Origin of the sequence: uncultured Sphingomonas sp., assembly GCF_913774285.1 — a bacterium.
GTDB lineage: Bacteria > Pseudomonadota > Alphaproteobacteria > Sphingomonadales > Sphingomonadaceae > Sphingomonas.
Genome location: NZ_CAJYHX010000033.1, coordinates 41,133 through 64,431 on the forward strand (window position 1 = coordinate 41,133; position 23,299 = coordinate 64,431).

Annotated in this window: 20 protein-coding genes; 11 read left to right on the plus strand and 9 right to left on the minus strand. The window is 68.0% G+C overall.

All coding sequences use genetic code 11. The features are described from left to right. Window positions 1-23: 23 nt before the first annotated feature. The 5 genes from gspG to gspD are packed head-to-tail and all read left to right on the plus strand — an operon-like array spanning window position 24 to window position 4,250. The gene (gene gspG, locus QZ670_RS18515; protein ID WP_294258281.1) at window positions 24-506 is read left to right on the plus strand and encodes a type II secretion system major pseudopilin GspG; all 483 of its coding nucleotides are present in this window, start codon (window positions 24-26) and stop codon (window positions 504-506) included. Beyond that, complete coding sequence (locus QZ670_RS18520) at window positions 506-1,009, plus strand: prepilin-type N-terminal cleavage/methylation domain-containing protein (protein ID WP_294258283.1); 504 nt, start codon at window positions 506-508, stop codon at window positions 1,007-1,009. Before gspG ends, QZ670_RS18520 begins: the two co-directional genes overlap by 1 nt. Beyond that, on the plus strand, window positions 1,006-1,356 hold the full coding sequence (gene gspI, locus QZ670_RS18525; protein WP_294258285.1) for a type II secretion system minor pseudopilin GspI: 351 nt from the start codon (window positions 1,006-1,008) through the stop codon (window positions 1,354-1,356). The genes QZ670_RS18520 and gspI overlap by 4 nt, the downstream gene beginning before the upstream one ends. Beyond that, complete coding sequence (locus tag QZ670_RS18530) at window positions 1,353-2,147, plus strand: type II secretion system protein N (protein ID WP_294258287.1); 795 nt, start codon at window positions 1,353-1,355, stop codon at window positions 2,145-2,147. Before gspI ends, QZ670_RS18530 begins: the two co-directional genes overlap by 4 nt. Window positions 2,148-2,162: 15 nt before the next feature. Beyond that, window positions 2,163-4,250: a type II secretion system secretin GspD gene (gene gspD / locus QZ670_RS18535; RefSeq protein ID WP_294258289.1), complete on the plus strand. Its 2,088-nt coding sequence runs from the start codon at window positions 2,163-2,165 to the stop codon at window positions 4,248-4,250. Here the strand turns inward: gspD and QZ670_RS18540 are convergent. The 3 genes from QZ670_RS18540 to QZ670_RS18550 are packed head-to-tail and all read right to left on the minus strand — an operon-like array spanning window position 4,244 to window position 5,678. Beyond that, window positions 4,244-4,675: a hypothetical protein gene (locus tag QZ670_RS18540; RefSeq protein ID WP_294258292.1), complete on the minus strand. Its 432-nt coding sequence runs from the start codon at window positions 4,673-4,675 to the stop codon at window positions 4,244-4,246. The genes gspD and QZ670_RS18540 overlap by 7 nt on opposite strands. After that, window positions 4,672-5,127 carry a hypothetical protein gene (locus tag QZ670_RS18545; RefSeq protein ID WP_294258295.1) on the minus strand — a complete coding sequence of 152 codons (456 nt, stop codon included), beginning with the start codon at window positions 5,125-5,127 and terminating at the stop codon, window positions 4,672-4,674. The genes QZ670_RS18540 and QZ670_RS18545 overlap by 4 nt, the downstream gene beginning before the upstream one ends. After that, on the minus strand, window positions 5,124-5,678 hold the full coding sequence (locus tag QZ670_RS18550; protein WP_294258296.1) for a hypothetical protein: 555 nt from the start codon (window positions 5,676-5,678) through the stop codon (window positions 5,124-5,126). The genes QZ670_RS18545 and QZ670_RS18550 overlap by 4 nt, the downstream gene beginning before the upstream one ends. A 160-nt stretch (window positions 5,679-5,838) precedes the next feature. Between QZ670_RS18550 and QZ670_RS18555 the strand changes: the two genes are divergently transcribed. Next, a complete protein-coding gene (locus QZ670_RS18555) occupies window positions 5,839-8,313 on the plus strand; it encodes an alkaline phosphatase PhoX (protein WP_294258299.1) in 2,475 nt (824 codons plus the stop codon). Window positions 8,314-8,390: 77 nt separating this feature from the next. Here QZ670_RS18555 and QZ670_RS18560 read toward each other — a convergent pair whose 3' ends face one another. The 3 genes from QZ670_RS18560 to QZ670_RS18570 form a co-directional block, all read right to left on the minus strand. Then, the gene (locus QZ670_RS18560; RefSeq protein WP_294258302.1) at window positions 8,391-8,759 is read right to left on the minus strand and encodes a lipoprotein; all 369 of its coding nucleotides are present in this window, start codon (window positions 8,757-8,759) and stop codon (window positions 8,391-8,393) included. Between the two features lie 109 nt (window positions 8,760-8,868). Further along, window positions 8,869-10,179: an amidohydrolase family protein gene (locus QZ670_RS18565; RefSeq protein WP_294258305.1), complete on the minus strand. Its 1,311-nt coding sequence runs from the start codon at window positions 10,177-10,179 to the stop codon at window positions 8,869-8,871. Beyond that, entirely contained in the window at window positions 10,176-11,576 is a 1,401-nt protein-coding gene (locus tag QZ670_RS18570) for an amidohydrolase (protein WP_294258648.1), read from the minus strand. The genes QZ670_RS18565 and QZ670_RS18570 overlap by 4 nt, the downstream gene beginning before the upstream one ends. Before the next feature lie 263 nt (window positions 11,577-11,839). Between QZ670_RS18570 and QZ670_RS18575 the strand changes: the two genes are divergently transcribed. Then, window positions 11,840-14,506: a PAS domain S-box protein gene (locus QZ670_RS18575; protein WP_294258306.1), complete on the plus strand. Its 2,667-nt coding sequence runs from the start codon at window positions 11,840-11,842 to the stop codon at window positions 14,504-14,506. After that, window positions 14,506-15,120, plus strand: a complete 615-nt coding sequence (locus tag QZ670_RS18580) for a response regulator (protein ID WP_294258307.1) — start codon at window positions 14,506-14,508, stop codon at window positions 15,118-15,120. Before QZ670_RS18575 ends, QZ670_RS18580 begins: the two co-directional genes overlap by 1 nt. A gap of 27 nt (window positions 15,121-15,147) precedes the next feature. Here QZ670_RS18580 and QZ670_RS18585 read toward each other — a convergent pair whose 3' ends face one another. Together QZ670_RS18585 and QZ670_RS18590 are read right to left on the minus strand one after the other, a co-directional pair. Next, window positions 15,148-15,495: a hypothetical protein gene (locus QZ670_RS18585; protein WP_294258311.1), complete on the minus strand. Its 348-nt coding sequence runs from the start codon at window positions 15,493-15,495 to the stop codon at window positions 15,148-15,150. Between the two features lie 92 nt (window positions 15,496-15,587). After that, a complete protein-coding gene (locus tag QZ670_RS18590; protein ID WP_294258313.1) occupies window positions 15,588-16,985 on the minus strand; it encodes an alginate export family protein in 1,398 nt (465 codons plus the stop codon). A 264-nt stretch (window positions 16,986-17,249) separates the two neighbouring features. Between QZ670_RS18590 and QZ670_RS18595 the strand changes: the two genes are divergently transcribed. Beyond that, window positions 17,250-19,100, plus strand: coding sequence for a methyl-accepting chemotaxis protein (locus QZ670_RS18595; RefSeq protein WP_294258314.1), 1,851 nt, complete (start codon window positions 17,250-17,252; stop codon window positions 19,098-19,100). Between the two features lie 453 nt (window positions 19,101-19,553). Here QZ670_RS18595 and QZ670_RS18600 read toward each other — a convergent pair whose 3' ends face one another. Further along, window positions 19,554-19,940: a flagellar biosynthesis regulator FlaF gene (locus tag QZ670_RS18600; RefSeq protein WP_294258317.1), complete on the minus strand. Its 387-nt coding sequence runs from the start codon at window positions 19,938-19,940 to the stop codon at window positions 19,554-19,556. Between the two features lie 113 nt (window positions 19,941-20,053). Here QZ670_RS18600 and QZ670_RS18605 point away from each other — a divergent pair, with 113 nt between their 5' ends. Together QZ670_RS18605 and QZ670_RS18610 are read left to right on the plus strand one after the other, a co-directional pair. Beyond that, on the plus strand, window positions 20,054-22,471 hold the full coding sequence (locus QZ670_RS18605) for an HAD family hydrolase (protein WP_294258320.1): 2,418 nt from the start codon (window positions 20,054-20,056) through the stop codon (window positions 22,469-22,471). Further along, complete coding sequence (locus tag QZ670_RS18610; RefSeq protein ID WP_294258321.1) at window positions 22,468-23,298, plus strand: class I SAM-dependent methyltransferase; 831 nt, start codon at window positions 22,468-22,470, stop codon at window positions 23,296-23,298. The genes QZ670_RS18605 and QZ670_RS18610 overlap by 4 nt, the downstream gene beginning before the upstream one ends. Window position 23,299 lies beyond the last annotated feature (1 nt).

A 23,299-nucleotide genomic window follows, 5' to 3' on the forward strand; every position in this document is an offset into this window, starting at 1 on the left:
TGGGTGGGACGCATGAGGCAGGGATGCGCATAAGTTTGAAACCATTTTGTGACATCGCATCGCAGCGCGCCCCGCGCAAGCTCCGCCAGATCGGCGAGCACGAAGCCGGGCTGACGCTGATCGAGATGCTCATCGTTCTCGTGATCATCGCCGTGGTCGCGGGCCTCATCACCGCCAATGTGATCAACCGCCCCGACGAGGCGCGGGTGACCACCACCAAGGGCAACATCTCCAGCATCGAAGGCGCGCTGAAGATGTATCGCCTCGACAATGGCGACTATCCCACCACCGAGCAGGGCCTGAAGGCACTGGTGGAAAAGCCCACCATCCCGCCGGTGCCGGCAAACTGGGCGCAGGGCGGCTATCTCTCCGCGCCGCCGCTCGACGCCTGGGGCAAGCCGTACGAGTACAAGTCCGAAGGCGGCGGGTTCACCATTCGCTCGTTCGGCAAGGACGGCAAGCCGGGCGGCGAAGGCGTCGACGCCGATATCGAAGGCAAGGGCTGATGCTGCTCGGGGGGGCCGGCAGCGCTGCGCGTCGCGCCTCCCAGGCCGGCATGACGCTGATCGAGATGCTGATCGTCCTTGCGATCATCGGCGTCGCCGCGGGCGCGGTGACGCTGGGGATCGGCGCCGCGAGCCGCAAGCCGAGCGTCGAATCGGAAGCCCGCCGCCTCGCCTCCCGTCTGCAGGCCGCGGCCGACGACGCGATGCTGGGCGATCGGCTGGTCGCCTTCACCGCCGAGAAGCACGGTTATGGCTTTGCGACCATCGGTGCGAACGGCCGGATGGCGGCACGCACCGAGGGAGCCCTGGCCCCGCACACTCTGCCCGGCGGCATCACCCTGACGCTCGACACCCGCCCGCCGGTGGTGCTCGGCGTCGACGGATCGGGCAGGCCGATGGCCGCGTCGATCGACAATGGCAGCCAGCGCTGGCTGGTGCGCTACGACGGGCTGACCGCCAGCGCGCTCCCTGCCCCGACGCCCGTACCGACGAAGCCCCGATGAACGACGAGCGCGGCTTTTCGCTGATCGAGGCATTGGTGGCGCTGGCGGTGCTCGCCATCGCCACGGTGGGGCTGATGCGCACCGTGCAGACGCATATCGATTCTACCCGCGGGGTCGAGCGCCGCGCCGCCGCGATGTGGGTGGCGGAGAACCGGCTCGCCGAGCTCGAAGCCGGCATCGATGGTGCCAGCCAGGTAGAGATGCTGGGCGAGCGCTGGCGCATCGCGGTCGACAAGCGCAGCACCCAGGATCCGGAAATCGTGCGCGTTCGCATCAACGTGTTCCCGCTTGCCGAGAAGACGCCGCTTGCATCGCTCGACGGCTTCGTGGACGGACGGAAGGGATGACCCGCCTCGCCCTCACCCCGCGCCAGACCCGCACCGCGCTCGACCTGCTGACCGGCGCGATGGTCGTCTCGGTCGCGGTGGCGCTCGCCGGCCTCACCTGGCGGATCGCGGGCCATGCCGGCACCGGTGCGATCACCGTGCCCTCGGGCCGCACCGGCCCCGCCGTCGCGCCGGACATGGCGCCCGCCATCGCGCTCGCGCCGTTCGGCAAGCCGGTGGTCGTCGATGCGCCGCAGCCGACCTCGCTGCCGCTAGAACTGAAGGGCATCGTCGCAGCGATCCCGGCCGAGCTCTCGACCGCATTCATCGCGGTGAGCGGGGCGCCCGCCACGGGCTTCCGCGTCGGCCAGCAAGTGAACGGCGCGACGATCGCCGCGATCCAGCGCGACCGGGTGCTGTTCGACAATGGCGGGCGTCGCGAGTTCCTCGCCTTCCCCGATCCCAGCCTCTCCCCCGAGCAGCGCCAGGCCGCAGCCGCCGCCGCGCCCGCAGGCGAGGCGCCGCCCCCGGGTGCCGGCCCGGGCGTCCCGCCGCCGCCCGAACTGCCGGGCAACAGCGCCGCCGCACTGCAGAAACTGGGGGCCACCCAGACTGCCGATGGCTTCCGCATCGGTGCCAACGGGCCGCCGGGCATGCAGCCGGGCGACGTGATCACCTCGGTCAACGGCACGCAGATGACCGATACCCAGGCGGCCAACGCCGCCTTCGCCGCCGCGCAGGCCGCCGGCTCGGCCCAGATCCAGATATTGCGCGACGGACGGCGGATCACGCTGACCGTCCCGCTGCGCTAGATGAGAGAAAACCGCGTGAAGATTCGTCCCGCCCTCGCCTGCCTCGCGCTTGCGCCGATGCTCCTGGATCCGGTGCTGGTCGCCGCCCAGACCGCTGCCGCGCCGCAGGACGCCGCCGATGTGGTGATCAACATGCGCGGGGTGGAGATCGCCGACGTCGCCGACCAGATTTCGCGGATCACCGGCCGCACGCTGATCCTCGATCCCGCCGTGAAGGGCGTGGTGACCGTAACCTCGTCGAGCCCGCTGACGCCGGGCGGGGTGTGGGACCTGTTCCAGTCGGTGCTGCGTGCCAATGGCTATGCGGCGGTGCGTTCGGGCCGCGCCTGGCGCGTGGTGCCCGCCGCCAATGCCGTGCGCGACGGCGGACTGCCCGCGCGCGGCGCGGCAGGGCAGGAGCTGATGACGCGGATGGTCCGCCTGTCCAACGTGCCCTCGGCCGATGCCGCGCGCATCGCCCGGCCGCTGGTGGCAAGCTTCGGCAGCGTCGAGCCGCTGACAGCGCCGAACGCCGTCGTCATCACCGACTATGCCGACAATGTCCGCCGGATCGAATCGATCATCCGCCAGCTGGACGGCGGCGGCGGTGCGACCTTCGCGGCAATCGCGCTCAAGAATGGCAGCGCGCCTGCGGTCGCACAGGCGGTGCAGAATGTGCTGGGCGGCGACCAAGGCGGCGGCACCCGCGTCGCCGCCGACGAGCGCAGCAACACCGTGATCCTGCGCGGTACCCCCGCCTCGGTGGCAGAAGGGCGCCGCATTGTCGCCTCGCTCGACCTGCCCGGCGGCTCGACCCCGATCACCCGCATGTTCCGGCTCAACTACGCCGATGCCGAGACGGTGACCGACGTGCTGCGCGGCGTGCTGGGCCTGGGCGACAGCACCGACAATCCTGTCGCCAACAGCCTGTCGAACACCGCCACCAATCCCTTTGCGCGGCTCGCCAGCCAGAGCGCGCTGTCGAGCGCGGCAGCCGGCATGTCGAACGGCACGCCGGGATCGTCGGTCCCCACCGGCACCGGCGTGCAGGCGGCCACCGGCACCACCACGCCGATGATGCAGTCGACCACGCCGCAGACGCCCAAGGGCTTCGCGACTCCGGACCTTACGGTGCAGCCCGCGCCTGAACTCAACGCGATCGTGGTGCGCGGCGCGCCCAGCGCGATCGCCTCGATCGAGCCGCTCGTCCGCGACCTCGACGTGCGCCGCCCGCAGGTGCTGATCGAAGCCGCGATCGCCGAGATCACGGGCGACGATGCCGAACAGCTGGCGGTGCAGATCGGCACCAGCGGCGCCGTGCTCGATCGGGTGACCGGTGCCGGCACCTCGTTCGATTCCGGCGGCGCCTCGCTCGGCGCGGTGCTCACGGCACTGGGCGTACCCGCGGGCTCGCTGCTCGGCACCGGTGCGAGCGGGCTGACCGGCAACTTCAAGATCGGCGACAATTTCTCGGTGCTGCTCCAGGCGCTCGGCACCTCCAGCCGCGCTAACCTGCTGTCGACGCCGCAGATCACCGTGCTCGACAATGTCGCGGGCGAGTTCATCGCCGGCCAGAACGTGCCGTTCGTCACCGGCTCGATCCTCACCAATTCGAGCGCTGCGACGCCCTACAACACGATCGAGCGCAAGGACGTGGGCATCACCCTGCGGGTCCTCCCCCGCATCAACGCCGGCGACACGATCCGACTGCAGGTCAACCAGGAAGCGTCGTCGATCGCCAGCACCACCGTGTCGCGGGCGAGCGACCTGATCACCAACAAGCGCGCGATCAACACCACGGTCCTGGCCGACAACGGCTCGACGATCGTGCTCGGTGGCCTGACCAGCGACGACTATCAGGACGTGCGCCAGCAGGTGCCGGTGCTCGGCAACATCCCGCTGATCGGCGAGCTGTTCAAGGGGCGCAAGGAGCAGCACCAGAAGCGCACGCTGTTCATCTTCCTCAAGCCCACGATCCTCCGCGACGGCGCCGATGCGAGCGCCGCGGCGAAGGACCGCTATGCGCGGCTGCGCGCCGACGAGGCGGACAATGCCAAGCGCAACAGCCTGCTGCTCGCCCCCCCGCCCGCCCGGCTGAAGGTGGAGATCGACGGGATCTACTGAGCCGCCGGCTCGGGATCGGCGGCAGGCAGCGGCACCCGCGCCCGCTGCCCGCCCCGGCTGAACAGCGCTGCATCGATCGCCAGCGATTCCAGCCGCCAGCCATCGACGCTGTCGCCGATCGCAAGGCTGCGGCTGGTCCCCTGCGCCGTGCGGACCAGCGCCACCGCATCGCTGCCCAGCCTGCCGACGATCCCCGTCAGTTGCGGCGCGTCGGCCGGTAGCGCCTCGCCCTCGCCCGAGGGCGCAGTGAACAGCGGGCGGTCGAAGACATGGGTAAGCGGCGGCTCGGCGGCTGCCACTAGCGGCGGCAGCACGCGCGGCTTCCGGCTGGGTGACGTGGTGCCTGGCTGCAACAGCGCGACCGGCAGCGCGGCGGCCGCCAGCGCCGCTGCGCTCAGCGCGAGAAGCTGCGGGCGCGGGATCATCGTACCGCCCCCACCAGCACGCCGCTGAGACGCACCCCGCCCCCCGCCACCGCCTCGACGCGCCAGCTGTGGAAACGCAGCAGCGGCCGCTCCCGCTCGATCGCGTCGGCCAGCGCGAGCACCGCCTTTTCCGGCCCCGAGACGCGCAACTCCACCATCACCAGCGGCGCCGGCTGGGCGGCCGGCGCAAGCGCTTCCACCAGCACCCCGCCGCCATGTGCCAGCCGCTCGACGCGACCGCGGATCGCGCCGATCGCTTCCGCGCGCGGGAAGGCAAGGTCGGGCTGGAGAACAGCGGAGTCCGACGCCGGCGCGGCCAGGGCCGCTACTGCGGAAGCCCGCGCCGCCCGCGCCTTGGCGAGCCGCCCGAGCGCCGCGCCGGTCCACGGCGCGAGCAGCGCGGCCAGCAGCAGCCCGATCAGCACGCCCCAGAGGATCGGCCGCCGGCTCATCGCGCCACCTGCCGCAGCAGCACCAGCGTTCGCCCCTCGCCTTCCTGCTGCCGAACGTCGCGCAGCCCGGACAGGCCCGGCGCCCGGCGCAGTGCGCTGCGCAGCGCATCGGGATCACTGACCGATACCTCCAGCGCCAGCGCACCGTCCGCGCTGCGCTCGGCACGGATCAGCGCGGCATCCGCGGGCAAGGCCGCCGCAACCCGGTCCAGCAACGCGGCGGGACCGGGCCGCAGTATCGCAGCGGACAAGGTCGCGCGTGCCGCCTCGCGCTGCTGCGCGCGCAGATGGCGCGGCTCGAGCGTTGCTGCCATCCGCCTCGTCGCCCGCTCGCTGGCGCCGGACAGGAGGCCGGCACCCAGCATTGTGGCGAGCGGCCCCGCCACGATCAGCATCGCCAGGGCAGGCGTCACCCAGCGGGGACTCGTCAGCTTCGGCGACTCCGGATCCGCGCCTCGCCGCCCGCGACGCGAGGCGCGTACCCAGGCGCCCAACCGCGCGGCAAGGCTCGGTGGCAGCGAAGGATCGCTATTCCTGGCGTCCATGGTCATGCGGCTGCGCTTAGCTCGGGATGCCGCCGTGGCAAGTGTCACATGAACGCCGCCGTGGCGCCGTCGATCCGTCACGCAAAAGGCATCACCGTTTCACACGCGATCCCCATGGGCGGGCACGAACCGGGATCTGCACGCCCGGCCAACAGAGGGGACCCCAATGACCGACCTGATCGAGTCGCCGTTCGGCTATAGCGACGGCGACGTGGACACCAATCGCAGCGACGCCGTAACGCTGAACGAACTCGCCGACCAGCGCTATTCGCGCCGGACGCTGCTGCGCGGCTCGAGCGCGATCGTCGCCGCGACGATGGGCGGCTCGCTGCTTGCGGCGTGCGACAGCAACGATTTCAACAAGGACGCGGCCCCCACGGTCAGCGCCGGCGCGGCCGCGACGACCAGCGCCGGGCGCGTCGTGACCCTCACCGGCACCGCGACCGACGACAAGAGCGTCGGCGCGGTCTCGTGGACGCAGACCAGCGGCCCGACCGTGACGCTGACCGGAGCGGACACCAACACCGCGACCTTCCTCGCCCCCGCCGTCACCGCTGCGACCACGCTGACCTTCCAGTTCGCCGCGGCAGATGCGGGCGGCAAGACCGCCGTCTCCTCGACCACCGTCACGGTAAACCCGCCGGCGCTGGGCTTCACGGCGGTCGCCAAGAACAAGCTGGACGTGGTCACCGTGCCCGCCGGTTACACCGTCGGCGTGATCAACCGCACCGGCGATCCGATTGCCGCGGGCGTGCCGGCCTACAAGAATGACGGGACCGACACCAACTTTGCCCAGCGCATCGGCGATCATGGCGACGCGCTCTACTGGTACGGCCTCAGCGCCGACGGCACCGCACGCGACGCGACCAGCTCGACCCGCGGCCTGCTCGTGCAGAACCACGAGAACATCAATCAGCAATATCTGCACGTCGCCGGTGCGACCAGCTCCGGCGGCGTCCGCCCCGAAGCCGAAGCGCAGAAGGAAATCGACTGCCACGGCGTGTCGGTCACCGAACTCAGCGAGGGCACCGGCCGCGCCTGGAGCGTGAAGCAGGATTCGCGCTACAACCGCCGCATCACGCCGGCGACGCCGATGGTGTTCAACGGCCCGGCCAAGGGCTCGAACCTGCTCAAGACCGTCTATTCGCCGACCGGCGTGGCGGGTCGAGGCACGATCAACAACTGCGCCAACGGCACCACGCCCTGGGGCACCGCGATCACCTGCGAAGAAAATTGGGCCGGCTATTTCCGTCGCAGCGGCGACGGCGCCAATCGCAGCGCCAAGGAAGTGACCGCGCTCAGCCGCTACGGCGTGACCAGCAACACGGGCAGCTATGGCTGGTCGACGGTCGTTGCTGCCGACGCTGCCAACACGCTGTTCCGCCGCTGGGACGCGCGTGCCGGCACCGGCACCGCGACCGACGACTTCCGCAACGAGCCCAACCAGTTCGGCTGGGTCGTCGAGATCGATCCCTATGCGCCGACCTCCACGCCGCGCAAGCGCACCGCACTCGGCCGTCTCGGCCATGAAGGCTGCTGGCCCGGCGCGTTCGTCGCCGGCAAGAAGCCGGCCTGGTACATGGGCGACGACTCCCGCCGCGAATATATCTACAAGTTCGTGTCAGCGACCGCGTGGGTCGCAGCCGATGCCACCGCCACCGACCGCCTGGCGATGGGCGACAAGTATCTGGACGCCGGCACGCTCTACGTCGCCAAGTTCGCCGCCGACGGCACCGGCACCTGGCTGCCGCTGGTGTTCGGCCAGAACGGCATCGACGGCAGCAACGCCGCCTATGCCTTCGCCGATCAGGCCGACGTGCTGATCAACGCCCGCCTTGCCGCGGACGCGGTGGGCGCGACGCCGATGGATCGTCCGGAGTGGACCGCAGTCAACCCGGTTACCGGCGAGATCTACGTCACGCTGACCAACAACAACGCGGCCGGCCGCCCGCTGAACGGCACCGACGCGGCCAATCCGCGCCACTATAACGATCCGTACGGCACCGCGCAGACCGCCAATTACGGCAACCCGAACGGCCATGTGATCCGGATGAAGGAAACGGGCACCGAGGCGACCAGCTTCACCTGGGACATTTATGCCTTCGGTGCGGGCGCCGACCTGGACAAGACCAACATCAACCTCTCGTCACTCGACGACAGCAACGACTTCTCCAGTCCCGACGGCATGGCGTTCGCACGCTCGAGCCACGCCGGCGGCCAGGGCAAGCCGCTGATGTGGCTGCAGACCGACGACGGCGCCTACACCGACGTGACCAACTGCATGATGCTCGCCGCCCAGCCGGGCACGGTGGGCGACGGCGGCGCGCGGACGATCACCAACACCGGCTCGAACGGCGCGACCGCCACCCAGGCGACCCGCATCGGTGCGCCGCCGGGGGCGAATCTGCGCCGCTTCCTCGTCGGCCCGGTCGAATGCGAGATCACCGGCGTGGATTCGACGCCGGACGGCCGCACGCTGTTCGTCGGCATCCAGCATCCGGGCGAAGGCGCCACCAACCCCGCACAGCCGACCAGCCACTGGCCGGACAGCCAGGCCGGCGGAACCGTCGCGGCGACCGTCCGCCCGCGCTCGGCGGTGGTGGTGATCACCAAGAATGACGGCGGCGTCGTCGGCCTCTGAGGCCGGAAGCTGCCGAACGGAAAAGGGGAGGCCTTGCGGCCTCCCCTTTTTATTGCCCGCGCAAGGACCTTACCGCCTCACCGATCGGTGCGGCTGACGATCTTGGCGGTGCCGTCGGGCGTGATGGTGACCATGTGGGCGACGCCGCCGCTGCAATTGGCGCGCCACATCGGGCTCCCGTCCTGGTCGTCCAGGCGCTGCGAGCTTTCGACATGGTCGCATTTCAGCCCGGCATCCATGATCGCGCGGATGAACACGACGTTGCGCTGCGCGTCGTTCATCGCGATCACCTGCGCGGCGACGTTGTTGCCGACCGCGCCGTTCTCGACCACCGCGTTCGCCTCGGCGGCATTGTCGGCCGCGGCGTTGCCGACCGCCTCGCCGCCCTTGTTGCAGCCCGCCAGCGCCAGCACCGCCAGCGCGGGGAGAAGGATCTGTTTCATCATCGTCTGCCACTCCTGATCGCCCGGCGCGCGCTTTCCGCTGCGCCGGGCCCGTTCCACCTGATCGCCCAAGATTTTGCGATCGTGAAGGTTCCGTATCGAACGTCTGCCGTCAGTGCTGATACGCCTTGGGCAATGCGCCTTCCTCCGGCTTCCAGTAGCGATCGCGCAGCCGGGTCTGGCGAGTGGTGAGCGACTGCTCGATCCCGTCGACATACAGCTTCACCGGCATGCTGCCGATTTCCAGCGGATCGCCGTCCCAAACCACCACGTCACCGGCGCGGCCAGCCTTGAGCGAGCCATAGGCCTCGCCCATGCCCATCGCCTCGGCGGGCTTGGAGCTGATCGCCGCGAACGCCGCATCCCAGCTCAGCCCGGTGGCACCGGGCACGCGGGTGAGGGCCACCAGGTTGCCGGCGAACTGCTTCTCCAGCCGTGCCTGGCGCGCCTCGTCGTCGTTGATCGTGCCCACCCCGACCAGCACGCCCGCCGCCTGCATCCGGCCGATGTTCGACTGCGTGGCCGCCAGCTGCTCGAAGCTCGCCGGCAGATCGTTGAGCGCATTGGCGAGCACCGGCACACCGGCCGCGGCGATCTCCTTTGCCACGGTCCAGCCCTCAGTGGCGCCGACCAGCACCAGCTTCAGCCCCGGCGTCTCGCGCTTGAGCTGGAGCAGCACCAATATGTCCGACGCGCGCTCGACATGGACGAGCAGCGGCACCTTGCCCTGCACCACCGCCGCCAGCGCCTCGGCATCGGCGCGGGTGAGCAGCGCGTCCTTGCCGCGATCGGCAAAGCTCGCGGGATTACGGGCATAGTCGCGCGCTTCCAGCATTGCGTTGCGGAGCATCGCGATCGCCGCGGGGCGGCTGCCCCCGGCAACGCGGCCGCCGCTTTCCCCATATTCCATGAACTGGAAGGCGCGCGGACGGGCGACGGCGTGGAGATCGCTGCGGGTATCGATCACCGCGCCCTGGCCGGCGAAGATCGATCCCTTGCTGACGTCCGGTGCGACCACGGCGCGGGTGACACCGTCGGCCCGGTTGATCGCGATCGGCGTCGCGCGCGGGTTGACCGCGGGCGTCACGTCGAGCGCGGCGTTGAACGGCGAGCTGCCGGCGGCCGTGTCGTTGGTCACGCCGACGCCGTCGACCTCGACGATGCCCATGCGCGTGAAGCCCGCGAAGATGCCCGGCGTCACATAGCGCCCGCCGGCATCGACCACCGCGACACCGGCGGGTACGGCCACGCCGCGGCCCGCCGCGACGACCTTGCCGCCGCGCACCACCACCGTGCCGCCCTCGACGGGGGCCGAACCGTCGCCGATCACCAGCTTGGCATTGGTGATCGCCACATCCTGCGCCATCGCAGGCGCCGCGAGCGCCACACAGGCCGCCGCGGCGAGAAACAGGGTCTTGCTCACTTCACATCCCCCTCGCCCGGCTGGCCGAGCTCGAAATCGGAAACCGGACGGCGCTTGGGATCCTTGGCGTCATAAAGCAGCGCCCCGTCGACCCAGACCATTTCCGGCCGGGTGTAGACGCTGAACGGATTGCCGTTCCACAGCACCACGTCCGCCATCTTGCCCGCGCGCAGGCTGCCGGTCTGGTCGGAGATGCCCAGCGCGATCGCCGGGTTGATCGACAGCCACTTCCACGCCGTCGCTTCGGACACGTCGAAACCGGCGCGGATCGCCGATGCGCGCGCCTTGGCGACTTCCTGGTTAAGCCGCTGGATGCCGTTGGCGTCGTCCGAATGGATCATCCCGCAGGCGCCTTCCTTCTCGAGGATGGCGAGGTTCTCGGGCACCGCGTCGTAGGATTCCATCTTGAAGCCGTACCAGTCGGCCCAGACGGCGGCGCAGGTGGCGTTCGCCTTCAGCAGATCGGCGATCTTGTAGGCTTCGACCGCGTGGTGGAACGCCGAGACGTGGTAGCCGAACTCCTTGGCCATATCCATGACATTGGCCATTTCGTCGGCGCGGTAGCAGTGGTTCTGCACGCGGATCTCGCCTTCGAGCACGCCGCGCAGCGTGTCCATCGCGATGTCCCTGCCCGGTGCCTCGCCGCCGTCCTTCTCATACTTGTCCCAGCGGCGCTTGTATTCCACCGCCTTTGCCCAGGTCTGGCGATCAACGGCGATGTTGCCCATCCGGGTGGAAGGCTCGCGGCCGCGGCTACCATAGACGCGCTTGGGATTCTCGCCGCACGCCATCTTCAGGCCATAGGGCGCGCCGGGGAACTTCATGCCCTGCATGGTGCGGGCATAGACGTTCTTGAGCACCACCGAGCGGCCGCCGAACAGGTTGGCCGAGCCCGGCAGGATCTGCAGCGTCGTCACGCCGCCATTGGCCAGCGCGCGGCTGAAGCCCGGATCCTGCGGCCACACGCTGTGCTCGGCCCAGACATCGGCGGTGACCGGCGAGGTCGCCTCATTGCCGTCGGACAGCGCGTCGACGCCGGGCGAGGGATAGTCGCCGAGATGGCTGTGGATGTCGATCACGCCCGGCGTCACGTACTTGCCCTGCCCGTCGATCACCGTCACGCCCGGCTCGGCGGTGAGGCTCTGGCCGACTGCGACGATCTTGCCGTCGCGGAACAGCACCGCCCCCTTGTCGATCCGGCCGCCCTCGCCATCGAGGATGGTGACGTTGGTCAGCAGCGTCGGCACGCCGGGATAGCGGCGATAGGTGGAGGGATAGGGATCGTGGCTATACCCCTTGCCGAGGCCCGGCCCCTTTTGCGCGGGCGTGGAGGAGGCGCTGGCGGGCTTGCCGCCACTTCCCCCGCAGGCGGTGAGGGCGACGCAGACGGCCGCCATGGCGAAGCTTCGGATCAAGCGTGACTCCCTGATGTTCTTGTGATGGTCCCCGTCTAATTGATTGCCCTGCCCACGGGTTTTGGCAAGCACCTCCAGGAAACAGATGCCGGAATCGAGGGAATTCCGTGCATCTCCCTATGGCTTTTCATGTAAAATTAACCGATGCTGAGCACATCGTGGCCTCGGCTTCGACCTGTGCAGGGGCAGGTGGTTTGCACGTTGGAAGAATAGATAGACACGCGGCAAGCCGTAGCGGGCCGTCCATGAACGTCCCGACGGCCATCATCCTGGCCGGCATCGCGTTATTGTGTGGTCTCGCCACGCTGGCAGGCTGGGCGCTCGGCATTCCGATCCTGCACCGCTTCCTGCCCCGCGCCTATCCGATGTGGCCGGCGGCCGCGATCGGCTATATCTTCGTCGCACTGGGCGTGCTGACCGATCATGCGCGCCGGCCGCGCCTCGCCCTGTCCTTCTACCTTGCGGCGATGGCGGTGGGCGTGATCGGTACCCTGCAGCCCGTCCTGGAGCCATGGATCGACCTAGGCCAACTGATCTTCGCCGATCGCGTGATGGCGCTGGGGCTGCAGCATGCCGGTCGCCCCGGCGTGAACGCCATCGTCTTCCTGCTGATGCTGCCGATCGCGGCCTTTGCCTCGCGCAGCAAATGGCGGCTGCTGCGCGAAGTGGCGCCGCTGGTGGCAATAGCCCCGCTGGCGCTGGCGCTGGCGTCGGCGACCGGCATGATGCTGTCCGACGATCCGTCGTCGGTGAATCTCGGACTCCGGGCCTCGGTGCCGGGCACGATCATGGCGCTGTCGCTGACTGCCGCCATCCTGCTCGGGCACTGGCGCGTGGATTCGCAGCGATCCAGCCGGATCGAGCGATCCGACCCGGTCGCGATCAAGACGGTGGTAGCCGGCGCGATCCTGCTGCCCGCCCTGCCCGCCACGATCGAGCTGCTGCTGGAACGGGGCACCCAAGGCGAGCCGATCACCAGCCACCTGGTGCTGGGCGTGTTCAACATCCTGGCGATCGGCCTGATCGCCTATTGGGCGGTAAACCGTGTCGGACGCGAGCAGGTCGCCCGCGCCGAACTGAGCCTTGCGCTCGACGGTGCGACGGTGGTGATGACCGATGCGCGGGGCCGCATCATCCACTGGTCGCTCGGCTGCCAGCAGCTCTATGGCTGGACCGAGGCCGAGGCGCTGGGCGAAAATCTCTACATGCTGCTCCGCGCCCAATGCCCCAACTGGAACAGCAGCTATGCCCTGCCCGATGCCGACGGCGCGCAGGAGCTGATCGAGCAGCGCAAGGACGGCAGCCAGCTCCACGTCATCGAGCGGCTGCTGCGCTCCGCCACGCCCACCCGCGGCGCGATCGTCGTCCACAGCATCCTCGACATCTCCGAGCGCGTCTCGGCGCTCCGCGCGCTGCGGGCGAGCGAGGAACGGCTCGCCCAGGCGACCGCCGCGCACGAACTCGGCATCTTCGACTGGGACGTCGGCAGCGATCACATCAACTGGTCGCCGGGCACCGAGCAACGGCTGGGGCTGCCGCTGGGATCGCTCTCCAGCTTCGAATCCTGGAAGCAACTGATCGACCCGGACGACCTGGAGAGCCTCAGGGCGACCGTGATCGAGGCCGTTGCCGAGCGCGCGGAACGCTTTGCCTTCCGCTATCGCCTCACCGGCTGCAAGGGCACCGAGCGGACGCTGGAGGGCTCGGCACGCTGCTTCTACAATTCCGCCGGCGACCTCATCCGCGTCGTCGGCGCGGCGCTCGACATCACCGAGCGCGACGAGCACGAAGCCGCCCTTCGCCGGCGCGAGGCGCAGCTGCGCACGGTGCTGGAGACGGTGCCCGATGCGATGATCGTACTCTCCGGCGACGGATCGATCCTCCAGTTCAGCGCGGCCGCGGAGGAGCTCTGGGGGTATCGCGCCTCGGAAGTGGTCGGCCGCGACTTTACCATGCTCATTCCCGCCGACGAGGTAGAGACCGACCAGGAAGTGCTGCACCGCTTCGTCCAGACCGGCGAAGGCCTGGTGGGCGAAGTGCTCGTCGGGACCGCGCAGACCGCCGACGGGCGCCGCTTCCCCGCCGAGATGCGCGCCGGGGCCGCGCGCAGCGACGGCCATCTGCTGATCACGGTGTTCGTCCGCGACCTGACCGAGCGGGTCGCCACCGAGCAGCGGCTCAGCGAACTCAACAACGAGATCGCACACGTCTCCCGCCAGAGCGCCATGAGCGAAATGGCCGCGGACCTCGCGCACGAGCTCAACCAGCCACTGAGCGCCACCGCCAATTTCCTCGCCGCCGCGCGCATGCTGATCGAGCGCGGAGAAGGCGGTCCCCGCGTCACCGATCTGCTGCGCATGGGCTCCGAACAGACCCAGCGCGCCGGCGAGATCATCCGCCGGCTGCGCGCCTTCGTCGCCCGCGGCGAAGTGGAGATGCGGGTGGAGTCTGTGGAGCGAACGGTGCGCGACGCGGTGGAACTCGTGCTGGTCGGCACCGGCCATTTCAATCTGCGGGTGAGCTTTCATCTCGACCCTGCCGCGCGCTTCATCCTGGCCGACCGCATCCAGGTGCAGCAAGTTCTGGTTAACCTGTTGCGCAATGCCGTGCAGGCATTAAAGCTTGTTGAGCCCGATGATCGACAGATCACGATCACGTCCGAGAAGCTGCCCGACCAGATGATAGCGATCACAGTTACGGATAGTGGACCAGGCCTCCCCGAACATGTCTTGGAAACTCTTTTTTCGCGGTTCAGCACGACAAAGGGAGGTGCAGGCGGAATGGGTATTGGACTTTCGATCAGCAAACGCATTATCGAAGGCCATGGGGGGACGCTGAGTGCGGAAAACGCGCCGGGGAGTGGCGCGTCGTTCCGCTTTACCTTGCCCGGTATCGAAGAAGGTGAAGAATAATGACCCGAACGATCTACATCGTCGATGACGACGATGCCGTCCGTGCGTCGCTGCACAGTCTGCTCTCGGTCCGCCCGGACCTGATCGTGCGCGGCTATCGCTCGGGCGATGCGTTTCTGGAGCAGGAGGCCGAGCTCGATCCGGGCGTGGTGCTGCTCGATTTCCACATGCCGGGCTCGAGCGGGCTCGACGTGCTGCTCAAGCTCGATCGCTCGCCGAAATTCGTGCCGATCGTTCTCACCGGGCAGGGAAATGTCGGCTTGGCGGTGCAGGCGATGAAGGCCGGCGCGCTCGACTTCATCGAAAAGCCCTATGAGGCCGAATTCCTGCTCAAGGTGATCGATCAGGCCTTCTCCAAGCTGGAAGAGGATGGCGAGGCCGCCGCGCGCACCGCGACCGCCGAAGCCAAGATCGCCAAGCTCTCCCCGCGCGAGACCGACGTGCTGAAGGGGCTGATCGAAGGGCGATCCAACAAGATCATCGCCTATGAGCTCGACATCAGCCCCCGCACGGTGGAGATCTATCGTGCCAATCTGATGGAGAAGCTGGAAGTTCGCAGCCTGTCCGAAGCGCTGCGGATCGCCTTCGCGGCGGGGTTGTTCCCCAAGGGGTGACTTAGAGCGAGATCATAGGATCTCGCTCTAGTGCACCGCCCCGCCATCACGCAGCAGTGCGGCGATCGCGGCGGCGGGTTCCTCGGCGGTGACATGGTGCAGATGCGGCGCGGTCACCGCCTTATCACCCCCCAGGATGATCAGCCGGTGCCACAGCGGATCGGCTGCCAGCGCGGCAAGACCGCCGGGATGCTCCTCGGTGGCCGCGGCATCGGCAACCAGCACCGGCGCGGTGCCGCCCAGCCGCGTGATACGGCCCGCGTCCACCTGCTCCATGCTCACCACGTCGATTCCGGAGAGCGCCAGTCGCGCGGCGAGCAGGCTGCGCAGGCTGGCTTCGCGGACCATCAGGATCACCAGCATGTTGAGCACCATCGCCATAAGCCTTTGTTACGCGTTCGTTTCCGACCATATTCCGGATTGTGGCAGATAGCCACAGGTATCGCTTTGGTCCGGTCGTACCGCGTTCAGAACTTGAACACCAGATCGGCATAGCCATAGCGCGCATCGCCGCTGTGCGGGGCGTTCGGGGCGCTGGTGAGGAAGCGGCCCTTGGCGAGATAGGCGGCACCGATCTCGGCACGCAGGCGATCGGGAATCAGCGAACGGCGTACGCGCACTTCCATTTCCGTGCCGGCGTGGCGGCCCGAGGCGCCCGTCTTGTCGCGCACGCTGGTGAAGGCGAAGGTGTCGGTGCGGTCGGCAAGCCACAGGCCGCGTACCGCCCCCATCAGATCCAGCCGCTTGGAGGGCTTGACCTCGATGCGGATGCCCGGCGAGACGAGGTTCGCCAGCCCGACCGGACCGAACAGCGACGCGGGGCCGTAATCGGCGCGCCGGGCGCCATACAGCGAATCGAATCGGCCATAGGCGGGGTTGGCGCCGTCGCCGCTCGCATAGTCGAAGAAGCCGGAGATGCGCGGCGTCCACTTCTTGGCGATCGTGTAGCCGCTTTCGATGTGAACGAAACCGGCGCGGACCGGCAGGCCCTTGCGATCCGTCACCGCGTTGGTGACACGCGCCTCGCCCCGCTGGAGCGCGGCTTCGCCTTCGATGTCGAACTTGCCCTTGGCGGGTGCGCGACGGAGGCGAAGACCAAAGGTCACCAGTCGGCGATCCCGGGTCTGATACCCCGGGCGATCCTGCTCGGCGAGGCGATAGACATAGCCGCCCACGCTCAGCTTATGGCCGATATCGGCGAGGTTGCCGTCGGCGCCGTAGAACACGGTGCCGGTGTTGACGTGATCGAGCTCGACCTTGTTGTCGTAGATCCCGTCCAACGTGCTGGGCAGCGCGTCGATGGGATGGGTCCAAAACAGGACCAACTCGTCCTTCTTCTTGGTCCGATATTCCACGCGACCGCCCAGATAGGACGGGAAGGTGTTGCCGAAGTCGGCGCGCGCGATCAGTCGCTGGGCACCGAAGGTCATGGTGAAGCGGCCGGCCAGCGCGGTCAGGCTGTCCTTCTTGCCGAGGACATTGTGCAGCTTGTAGCTGACGAACGCCTGGAGCGGCTCGACCGTGTTGACGTCGCTGGCCTTGACCGAGCTGTTATGCCCCTCGCCATAGCCGCGAGCATCGAGCAACTCGCCGGTGACATTCAGGTCGCCCCAGTCGAGCTTGGCGGCGACCAGGGTGCGCAGCGACGCGAAGGCGATGCTGTTGTCGACCTTGGGGCGGAACTGGCCGTCAATGCCTTCCATGCGCGCGCGGACGCTGCCCTCGATGCTCAATTTGGGACCTGCGGGCGCGGACTTGGGCGCCGGAGCGGACGGCTTGGTCTGCGCATGCGCGGCACCCGACACGAGAAGCAGCGCGAAGCCGATGCTCCGCCAACAATTTTCGCTATTCCGAATGCCGTACACTTGCGCGCTCCTGCCGCCCCTCATTTGTTGCACTTATAGAATGGAACCCTGCGGTCCCTGCCGGGCGCGAGTGCGTACCAGGAGTTTTCCGGAAGTAGCGGGCCGTCCATCCGTAATCGCCACAGACCGGAGCATGGAAAAACCCGCCTATAATAGGGAGCACGTCGCATTCGCGGCGCCCTAATCGCTTCGACGGACGTTCGGAGCCTGCGGATGGAACGCTACATGTTCGCATTTCTCGACGATTGGCCTCTCACCAAAAAGATGCTGGCAGCCTTCAGTTTTCTCGGCCTGCTGCTGGTCGGCCTCGCGATCAACGGGTGGGTCTCCAATCGCGACCTCACCAGCATCGCCCGCAAGCATGTCGAAGTGAGCGTCGCCGGCATGTCGAACATGAGCGACGTGATCAGCGACATCAAAGAGATGCGGATCATCGTCTACAGCCATTACAACGCGCTGACCGATGAGGAGCGCGCCAAGCTGCAGAAGCGCCTCGATACCGCCTCCGAAGAACTGGACAAGGATCTCAAGGCTTTCGCCGCCGTCGCAGATCCCTCCATGGCCAGCGACATCGCGCGGATGACGACGATCAAGGGCCAGCTCGACGAAACCAACCGCCGCATCTTCGAGGCGGACGTCGTCGACAAGGAACGCGGGCTGAAGCTGATCAAGGGCGAAGGCAAGGAACGCTCGCACGACGCGCTCGATCAGGCGCAGAAGATTCTCGATGCGCTGCGCAAGGCCTCCGAGGAAGCCAATGCCCGCGGCAACTCCTCGGCATTCACCGCGCTGATCCTGACGATCGGGCTGTCGATGATCTCGATCGCGGCACTCGGCGTGGTGTGGCTGGTGATCAACCGCACCATCGCCCAGCCGATGGCCGCGCTCGCCCACGTCACCAAGACGCTGGCCGAAGGCGGTTCCGCCTCGGTGCCCAGCCTGGGCCGCGGCGACGAACTGGGTGAGATCGCCCGCGCCGTCGAACAGTTCCGCCTCTCCGCGCAGGAGCGCGCCCAGATCGATGCGCGCGCCGCAGCCGAGCAGCAGATGGTGACCAACACCGTCCGCGAAAGCCTGGTGCGCGTCGCGCAGGGCGACTTGACCGCCGACGTTACCGCGGACTTCCCCGCCGCCTATGCCGAACTCAAGGCGAACCTGAACGAGGCGCTTTCGTCGCTGCGCGAACTGATCGGATCGGTGACCGCTTCGACCCAGCGCATCCGCACGGGTTCGAGCGAAATCGCCCAGGCGAGCGAAGACCTCGCCCGCCGCACCGAAGCCAATGCCGCCGCGCTCGAGCAAACCGCCGCCGCCGTCACCCAGATGGACCAGCGGCTGAAGGCGACGGCTACCGCGGCCAGCAGCACGGTGCAGCGCGCCGACCAGGCGATCAGCGTCGTCTCGTCGGGCCGCAGCACCGCCGACGAAGCGGTGCAGGCGATGACCCGCGTCTCCGAAAGCGCCAAGGGCATCGACAGCGTGATCGAAGGCCTCGACAAGATCGCCTTCCAGACGCGGGTTCTTGCGATGAACGCCGCCGTTGAGGCTGGGCGTGCCGGCGAAGCCGGTCGCGGCTTCGCGGTCGTCGCCGACCTCGTCTCGGCGCTCGCGATGCGCGCCGAGGAAGAAGCCGGCCGCGCCCGCGATCAGCTCACCGCGACCCAGGCGGATATCGTCACCGCCGTCGGCATGGTCGAGAAGGTGGACGGCGCGCTGTCCAACATCTCGAGCGACGTCGGCGAGGTGCACCAGCTGCTCGGCAGGATCGCGAGCGACAATCAGGCGCAGTCCTCGGCGATCTCCGAAATCTCGGATACGATCGGCACGATGGACCAGTCGACCCAGCAGAACGCGGCGATGGTGGAGGAAACCTCGGCCGCCGCCCGCAACCTCACTTCCGAGGTGGCATCGCTGGCCGATCAGGCCGAACGCTTCAACATCGGCAACGCCGCCGCCGGTACGCGCGCGCCCGCGCGTGGCGGGGCGTCGACCCCGGCGCGGACTAGAAGCAAGACCAAGCCGTCGGGCGGCAACGGCTATGTCTCACCGGTCAAGCCGATGGCGACCCCGATGGCCACCGCATCGGCCGGCGCAGACGATTGGACCTCGTTCTGATCGCCTGCCCCTCCCTCGCACCTGAAAAATGGGCGCCCGGCCATGCCGCGGCGCCCATTTTGTTTTCTGCCGGCTCCCCCGCTGCAGGAGCCGAAGCCTGTGTGCTCCGGCCAGCTGAGCGCGTAGCGGATGCACGCGGGGCGGCTGCTGCTATGCGCCGGGTTTCCTTCGCTTTCGCTGCCGGCACCCAACGCTCCCGGCATCATGGGTGCATCCCCTTCGCAACAGAAGGGCTCGCAGGGCGCCGAGCGGACATGTCCATCCCGGTAACCTCAGCGATGATCCCGTGGGCCAGTCGTTGGTTGCCGCGGCGAGCGTTTCCCGCCTTCCGTAGAATCACGATGGACTGGGCTGCCGCGGGGCTCGCCTCCTCGCCCGGTCAGGTCCAGCGACGAAAAAAGGCCCCGGGGAAGCACCCCGAGGCCTTTTTCTTGATTGCGGTGCGACGTGGGATCAGGCGGCGGCGGCAGTCGCCTGCGGCACCGGCGCGCGGTCTTGGAAGCCCAGGCCCTCCATGATCGTGCGGTTCACCTGGATCAGCTCGATGATCGATTCGCGCCCGGCGACCACGTCGCTGGTGAAGCGGTCCACCCAGAGACCCAGCGAGATGATCTTCGCGCGCAGGTCCACCGGCAGGGTGTTCCCGCGGGCGCCGCAATCGGTCATGAACGCGGTCCACATTTCGCGATTGCGATACAGCGACGGCATCAACAGCGCGCCCTTCAGGCCGGCTTCGTGCGCCGTCAGCATTTCCCCGGTGATCTCGCGCATCAGCCGCAGTTCCGCAGCACGCGGCGTCTCGGCCCGGCTCCGGGCAGCCTGATAAGCATTGATCGTCATTGTCGCTCCTTTGCTCCTGCCGCCATTGTAGGAAGATTTTGCCGGGTTGGTCCGTCCTCTTCCTATAAGATTCCTGCGTCCCCTCGGTGCGGGCGCTTTCCAGGGACAGTGCCGTGACCGACTTCATCCTTCCGCATGCTTTGCCGTCCGCGCTCGACGGGCGCGCCAACGTCAAGCTGCTCTCGCTCGACTGCTTCGATACGCTGCTCTGGCGCGACAGCCACGCGCCGGTCGACATCTTCGGCGCGCTGCCGGGCATGACCGTGCTGCAGCGGCAATGGGCTGAATCACGTGCCCGCACCGCCGCCCTCGTTCGGCATCGTCACAAGGAAGTGACGATCGAGCAGATCTATCGCGAGATGTATCCGAATGCGCGCAAGGCGGAAATCGCTGCCGCCGTCGCGCACGAGTTGGACGCCGAGGCGCGGCACTGCTTTGCCTTTCAGCCCACCGTCGACCTGATCCGCGAAGCGAATCGCCGCGGCATCGGCGTGATCATCGTATCGGACACCTATCTCGACCCGAAGCAACTGCGCGAGCTCATCGCGCGCGCCGCCGGAACCGAGGTCGCGGACATGATCCAGCGCGTCTTCTGTTCGTCGACCTATCACAAGTCGAAGGCCGAGGGGCTGTATGGTGACGTGCTCAAGGCACTGAGATGTGCGCCCGAGACGATCCTCCACATCGGCGACAATAAGGGTGCGGACGTCGGCGGCGTCGCGCCGTTCGGCGTGCAGACGCTGCACCTCAAGCAATTCGCCGAGGCGACCGAGCAGCGGCTGCGCCTCGAATCCGCGGTCAGCGGGTTGCTGCACGCGCGCCTGCCGGACACGATCGCCGCGCAGCAGCCGCACCGCGCCGCGCTCGCCCTGGGCGAGCCGCAGGTCGACGATCCGGCGGAAGCACTCGGCTTTTCGGTGATGGGCCCGGTGTTTCATGCCTATGAGCGCTGGCTCCAGCAGGAGGCAACGGCACTGCAGGCCGAGCGCGGCGGCACCGTGCACTGGCTGTTCATGATGCGCGACGGCCTGCTCCCGATGCGGATCCATCAGGTGGCGCAGCCCGGCCAGCCCGGCCATGCCGTCGAGATCAGCCGCTTCACCGCGGTCGCGGCATCGCTCACCGACGCGGAAGCGATCGAGCGGTACGTGCAGTTCGACATCGGCTCCACGCCGGAAAAGATCGCCCATCAGCTGCTGCTGCCGAAGCACGAGGCAAAGCTTTTGCTGAACAGCCTGCCCAAGGACCGGACGCGCCTGGCGACCTTCATCACTGAAGTGCGCAAGCCGCAGCGGGTGAAGCAGATCATCAAGGCAGGCCAGGGCTTCGCCGACCGGATGATCGCGCATGTCCGCAGCGCCGTCGATCCGCAGCCGGGCGACACGCTGATGCTGGTCGATCTCGGCTATAACGGCTCGGTGCAGAATGCGGTGGATTCGCTGCTGCGCGATCGCCTCGGCGTGCACGTCGCCGGCCGCTACCTGCTGCTGCGCGAGCAGTTCAGCACTGGCCACGACAAGAAGGGGTTGATCAGCGAAGCCGATTACGACTGCCACATGCTGGAGGCTTTCGCCGCCAACGTGGCGGTGCTGGAGCAGATCTGCACCGCGGCGCAAGGCTCGACCGTCGATTTCGAGGCCGACGGCACGCCGATCCGCAAGGCCAACAGCATCAAGGGCCGCCAGAGCGCTACCCGCGAGCGCATCCAGGAAGGGACGCTGCGCTTCGAGCGTGAGCAGGCTGCCGCCCGACTGCGCGGCACCGCGATCGACGAGTTGCCGCTTTGGCGCCACGCGGCGGCCGCGGTGCTCGGCCGCCTGATGTATCTGCCGCTGAAGCACGAACTGGCGGTGCTCGCCGAGTTCGAGCACGACATCAACGAAGGCGTCGACGACACGGTCGCGCTGTTCGATCCGGCGATCGCGCGGCGCGGGCTGCGCCAGCGCGGGCTGTTCTACATGAAAGGCTCCGAGCGGATGTATCTGCCGGCCGAGCTGAACGGCGAAGGCATGCCCGTGAAGCTCGCCCTGCTGGCGCAGAAGCGGTTCGGCCTGCCGTTCAAATATGCCGATTTCGTGGACAGCTCGATCTCGCTCCCGCTGATCGTTGCCGACGGCACCAACGTCTCGACCGGAAACGTCACCGCCACACCGACGCATGACGGATATTATCTGGCGCCGATCCCGATCAACGACTGCCGCTTCTCGGTGGGCGTGCAGTTCGGCCAGCTGTTCGATTGGGTGCAGGTGGAAAGCGCAGTGTTCATGCCGGTCGAACGGTTCCTCTCGGAGGTGCAGCGGCCGGGGCTCGACGAGATTGAGGCGCAGCCTTCGCTGGAGGGCATGCAGCAGGTGGCACCCAACCTGTTCCACTGTGCCGACGAATTCGCCTTCATGATGGTGCCGCCACCACCGCGCGCCGACGACCGGCCGATGATGCTGGCACTGGTGTTCCGTCCCATCGCCAAACGGCAGGCAGTCCCAGCATCGGCCTCCCCCTCTCTCTCGAACATACAGGTTGCAAACGCATGACGAACCTTCTGATCCATTCGATGACCGAATTCTGGGACATCATCCTCGGCACGCTCCAAGCTGCCGGCGTGCGGAACATCGCCGAGGTCGGTGCCGAGTTCGGCGGAACGAGCCAGCATCTCGCCGCCTATACGCGGGTCGTCGGCGGTTCGCTCACCAGCATCGATCCGGCGCCCAAGCAGGCCTTCCTCGACTGGGTCGACCAGACGCCGGAAGTCCGACACGTGGCGCTGCCGAGCCTGGAGGCGATCCCGACACTGTCGAACATCGACGCGTGGGTGATCGACGGCGATCACAACTACTACACGGTTTTCAACGAGTTGCGGCTCGTGAACGAGCTGTCGCAGCGCGACGGCCGCCCGCTGCTCGCGCTGTTGCACGATGTCAGCTGGCCGGCGGCCCGTCGCGACATGTATTATGCGCCGGAGCGCATCCCCGCGGAGTACCGCCATGCCTATAGCATGGAACGCGGCTGCACACTCGGCCAGTCCGATCTGCTGCCGGAAGGCGAAGGATTCCGCGGCGAGGGTCAGTTCGGGCTCGCCCTGCACGAAGGCGGCCCGCGCAACGGCGTGCTGACCGCGATCGAAGACTTCCTGGAGGAGGCGCGCACGGGCGGCCAGAAACTCGCCTATGCGCATGTGCCGGCCGTTTTCGGCATGGGCGTGCTCTTCGACGCCACCGCGCCTTGGGCCGAAGCCGTCACCGACGTGGTGTTCCCGTGGCACGACAACGCCCTGCTCGCATCGCTCGAGCAGAACCGCCTGCGCAACTACCTGAAGGTCATCGAATGGCAGGATCGCGAGCGCGATCGCCTTTCCGCCTAAG

Excerpts from the sequence above, each read along its gene's own strand:
- gspG (WP_294258281.1), top strand. The coding sequence starts at position 24 with ATGCGCATAAGTTTGAAACCATTTTGTGACATCGCATCGCAGCGCGCC.
- QZ670_RS18520 (WP_294258283.1), top strand. The coding sequence starts at position 506 with ATGCTGCTCGGGGGGGCCGGCAGCGCTGCGCGTCGCGCCTCCCAGGCC.
- gspI (WP_294258285.1), top strand. The coding sequence starts at position 1,006 with ATGAACGACGAGCGCGGCTTTTCGCTGATCGAGGCATTGGTGGCGCTG.
- QZ670_RS18530 (WP_294258287.1), top strand. The coding sequence starts at position 1,353 with ATGACCCGCCTCGCCCTCACCCCGCGCCAGACCCGCACCGCGCTCGAC.
- QZ670_RS18540 (WP_294258292.1), bottom strand. The coding sequence starts at position 4,675 with ATGATCCCGCGCCCGCAGCTTCTCGCGCTGAGCGCAGCGGCGCTGGCG.
- QZ670_RS18545 (WP_294258295.1), bottom strand. The coding sequence starts at position 5,127 with ATGAGCCGGCGGCCGATCCTCTGGGGCGTGCTGATCGGGCTGCTGCTG.
- QZ670_RS18550 (WP_294258296.1), bottom strand. The coding sequence starts at position 5,678 with ATGACCATGGACGCCAGGAATAGCGATCCTTCGCTGCCACCGAGCCTT.
- QZ670_RS18555 (WP_294258299.1), top strand. The coding sequence starts at position 5,839 with ATGACCGACCTGATCGAGTCGCCGTTCGGCTATAGCGACGGCGACGTG.
- QZ670_RS18560 (WP_294258302.1), bottom strand. The coding sequence starts at position 8,759 with ATGATGAAACAGATCCTTCTCCCCGCGCTGGCGGTGCTGGCGCTGGCG.
- QZ670_RS18570 (WP_294258648.1), bottom strand. The coding sequence starts at position 11,576 with ATGGCGGCCGTCTGCGTCGCCCTCACCGCCTGCGGGGGAAGTGGCGGC.
- QZ670_RS18575 (WP_294258306.1), top strand. The coding sequence starts at position 11,840 with ATGAACGTCCCGACGGCCATCATCCTGGCCGGCATCGCGTTATTGTGT.
- QZ670_RS18580 (WP_294258307.1), top strand. The coding sequence starts at position 14,506 with ATGACCCGAACGATCTACATCGTCGATGACGACGATGCCGTCCGTGCG.
- QZ670_RS18585 (WP_294258311.1), bottom strand. The coding sequence starts at position 15,495 with ATGGTGCTCAACATGCTGGTGATCCTGATGGTCCGCGAAGCCAGCCTG.
- QZ670_RS18595 (WP_294258314.1), top strand. The coding sequence starts at position 17,250 with ATGCTGGCAGCCTTCAGTTTTCTCGGCCTGCTGCTGGTCGGCCTCGCG.
- QZ670_RS18600 (WP_294258317.1), bottom strand. The coding sequence starts at position 19,940 with ATGACGATCAATGCTTATCAGGCTGCCCGGAGCCGGGCCGAGACGCCG.
- QZ670_RS18610 (WP_294258321.1), top strand. The coding sequence starts at position 22,468 with ATGACGAACCTTCTGATCCATTCGATGACCGAATTCTGGGACATCATC.